At 63.7% G+C, this 3,054-nt stretch carries 3 protein-coding genes and 2 pseudogenes; 1 reads left to right on the forward strand and 4 read right to left on the reverse strand.

Features of this window, described 5'->3' with window-relative positions; all coding sequences use genetic code 11:
- From AUC71_RS13510 to AUC71_RS13525, 4 genes and pseudogenes are all read right to left on the reverse strand, one after another.
- Positions 1 to 666 (reverse strand): annotated as a pseudogene (locus tag AUC71_RS13510) (PLP-dependent aminotransferase family protein); the annotation flags it as partial.
- 226 nt (positions 667 to 892) lie between these two features.
- A complete protein-coding gene (locus AUC71_RS13515) occupies positions 893 to 1,699 on the reverse strand; it encodes a sulfite exporter TauE/SafE family protein (RefSeq protein ID WP_069624663.1) in 807 nt (268 codons plus the stop codon).
- 5 nt (positions 1,700 to 1,704) lie between these two features.
- Positions 1,705 to 2,223 carry a rhodanese family protein gene (locus tag AUC71_RS13520; RefSeq protein ID WP_069624664.1) on the reverse strand — a complete coding sequence of 173 codons (519 nt, stop codon included), beginning with the start codon at positions 2,221 to 2,223 and terminating at the stop codon, positions 1,705 to 1,707.
- 37 nt (positions 2,224 to 2,260) lie between these two features.
- Positions 2,261 to 2,575, reverse strand: a complete 315-nt coding sequence (locus AUC71_RS13525) for an ArsR/SmtB family transcription factor (protein ID WP_069624665.1) — start codon at positions 2,573 to 2,575, stop codon at positions 2,261 to 2,263.
- A gap of 98 nt (positions 2,576 to 2,673) precedes the next feature.
- Between AUC71_RS13525 and AUC71_RS18055 the strand changes: the two are divergent.
- Positions 2,674 to 3,054, forward strand: a pseudogene (locus tag AUC71_RS18055) (MBL fold metallo-hydrolase); the annotation flags it as partial.

A 3,054-nucleotide genomic window follows, 5' to 3' on the forward strand; every position in this document is an offset into this window, starting at 1 on the left:
CGACAAGACCGGCGAAGTGGGCCATGTCGACAGGAGATACGCGCCCACGGCGTCGGCGATTTCACGGAAACGCTTGAAGTCGATGACCCGCGGATAGGCGGAGCCACCGGCGATGATGAGCGCGGGCTTGTGCTCTTTGGCGAGGCGCTCGACCTCGTCGTAGTCGATGACATTCGTGTCCTTCGTCACGCCATACTGGACGGCATTGAACCACTTGCCGGACATGTTCGGCGGCGCGCCGTGGGTCAAGTGACCGCCGGCAGCGAGACTCATGCCGAGAACGGTGTCGCCGGGCTTGATGAGCGCCAGAAACACGGACTGGTTGGCCTGCGAGCCCGAGTGGACCTGGACGTTGGCGAAGTTGCAGTTGAACAGGCGCTTGGCGCGGTCGATGGCGATCTGCTCGACCACGTCCACATATTGACAGCCGCCATAGTAGCGGCGCCCCGGATAGCCTTCGGCGTATTTGTTGGTGAGGAGCGTTCCCACCGCGTCGAGCACGGCCCGCGAAACGATATTCTCCGAGGCGATCAGCTCGATCTCGTTCTGCTGACGCTCGTGCTCGTTCTCGATCGCATCCCACACTTCGGGATCGGCGTCTTCCAAGTGCTTGGTGAAAAAATCGCCTTCGCGCGCTTCGGCGCGCCGAATATCACTGGCCGTCATGGCTAACTGCTCCTCGAGCTCAAAATCCCGACTGGCCTGAGGGACAAATGCCCACGTGTTCTCTCACGCGGTGCCTTCAGGCACGTTTGGCTGGCCTTACCACATGTCGCAGGGGGGCGCCAGCAACACCCAAACCGTAGGCCGGTTTGGATCAGCCTACCTTGCGCGTTCGCAAAAACCAACGCCTTCCCAGGTCGTTAGAAGCACGCCGAACGGAATATTCGGGCTAGCCCACTTCCATCAGCTTCATAATGCCGCTTGCCACGATATAGAGCCCGACAACGATGACGACACTGGCGAAGGTCCCGGCGAGTGCCCGCTTGTGGCCCGCCAGATGCGTGTTCACGCGGGTGCCGAACATGGTCCCGAGAACACCGCCCACGATCACCAGCGCCGCTAGCCGCCAGTCCACGAGGCCGGAAACGGCATAGCTCGCGGCGGTGGTGAGGCCGAAGGCCGTGACGGCGAAGAGCGAGGTGGCGATGGCGTTTTGAAGCGCCATGCCGGTCGCCAGGACGAGTCCAGGGACGATGAGAAAGCCGCCGCCGATGCCGAAGAAGCCGGAAAGGAGCCCTACCCCAGCGCCGATCAGGATCAGGCGCGGCAAGAGGTGGCGTGCGCTCTTTTGGGTGAGGCGAACATCGTGACCGGTCGGCTTCGGCTCGACAGCGATCATGTAAATGCCGACGCCGATCATCAGGAGACCGAACAGCGCGAGCAGCTCAGAGCCGCCTAGCTGCTTACCGAGGCTTGCCCCGGTAAACGCGCCGGCGACACCGGCCGCGGTGAACACCATGGCACAAGGCCATTTCACGGTTCCGAGCCGTGCATGGGCTGCGAGCCCGGCACCGGCGTTTAGCGCAACCGCGACAGCCGCCGTGCCGATGGCGACATGGGCCGACGGCACGCCCACCAGATAGACCAGGAGCGGGACGGCGAGCACCGAACCGCCGCCACCGACGAGGCCGAGCGTGATACCGACAAGGGCGCCGGAGCCCAAGAGCAGCGCGATGGGGACGACGCCAAGGGGCATGGGTCTCAGGCCCCAGCCGCGCAGCGGTTCCAGGGCATGATCTCGAGCAGCTTCGCCATGCCGCACCAGCCTGACACGCCTCCGAAGACGAGCCCCGCGCCGATCAATCCCGCGAGCAGATAAAAGGCGGGCGCGACGACGGCCCCGAGCAGCACGAAGGTCAGCACGAGAGTGCCCGCGGCGATCATGACCTGACGGCTGAGCTCGATGGGTTGGCTCTTGTCGGTGGTGACGGGAAGGCCTGCCTGCTTCCAGGCTTCCAAACCGCCTTCGAGCATATAGGCCTCGCACGGCGCGGAGTCGCGGAGGCGGACGGCGTTGCTCGCCGTGCGCATGCCGGAACGGCAGTGAAAGATGATGGGCGCTCCGACACCGGCAAAATCGGTCAGTTGCGCCAGCGGGCCATGATGTGACCCCGGAATGTGCTCGCGTGCGCGTTCATCGGCGCCGCGAATATCGATCAAGGTCGCACCTCGATCGATGAGGTGCTTGGCGTCCTTGGCACTGATGGTGGGAAGGCTCATGGGGGTGACTCCTGTTCTTTTTATTGAGTTGGCTTCGTCAGTCGCTGCAATAAAGCTTCTGGAGGTAGCCGAGCAGCAGCTCGGTGCGGGGTTCGGCGACCCGGTACCAGAGGGTCTGTCCGTCGCGGCGGAAGGCGACGAGCCCCTCCTCGCGCATCTTGGCGAGGTGCTGTGATGTGGCGGACTGGGAGAGCCCTGCGGCCTCGGCCAGGGCACCCACGCTCGCCTCGCCCCACTCCACCAGCTTGCACAGCACCATCAGACGCCGCTCGTTGGCGAGGGCGCGCAGGATGCCCGCCACCATGGCGGCGTTGGCCTCGAATGTGGCGAAGTCGGCAGGAGCGCGGGGCATCGATCAGACCTCTTTTTCTATTAGCTCTTGCTAATTTAGTGCTTGCTAATATATTAGTCAACAGAGATCGTGAAATTCCCTTCGACCAGGAGTGTCCAATGCCCAACACCCCCAATATCCAGGCCTTCTTCGATGAGGCCACAAATACGGTGAGCTACCTCGTCTCCGACCCGGAGAGAGGCGCGCCGCGGTCGTCGATCCGGTGCTCGACTACGATCACGCCAGCGGCAAGGCGGCCACCCGATCTGCGACGTCATTCTCGAGGCGGCGGCGAAGGACGGCCTAACTGTCGACTGGGTGCTCGAAACCCACGCGCACGCCGACCACCTGTCCGGCGCGCCCTATATCAAGCTCAAGACCGGCGCCAAGGTCGGTATCGGCGAGCATATTCGCGATGTGCAGAAGATCTTCCGGCCCGTGTTCAACGCCACGGATCTGAGTGGCGACGGCAGCGAGTTCGATCGTCTCTTTCGCCGACG

Source organism: Methyloceanibacter marginalis (assembly GCF_001723295.1).
Lineage (GTDB): Bacteria > Pseudomonadota > Alphaproteobacteria > Rhizobiales > Methyloligellaceae > Methyloceanibacter > Methyloceanibacter marginalis.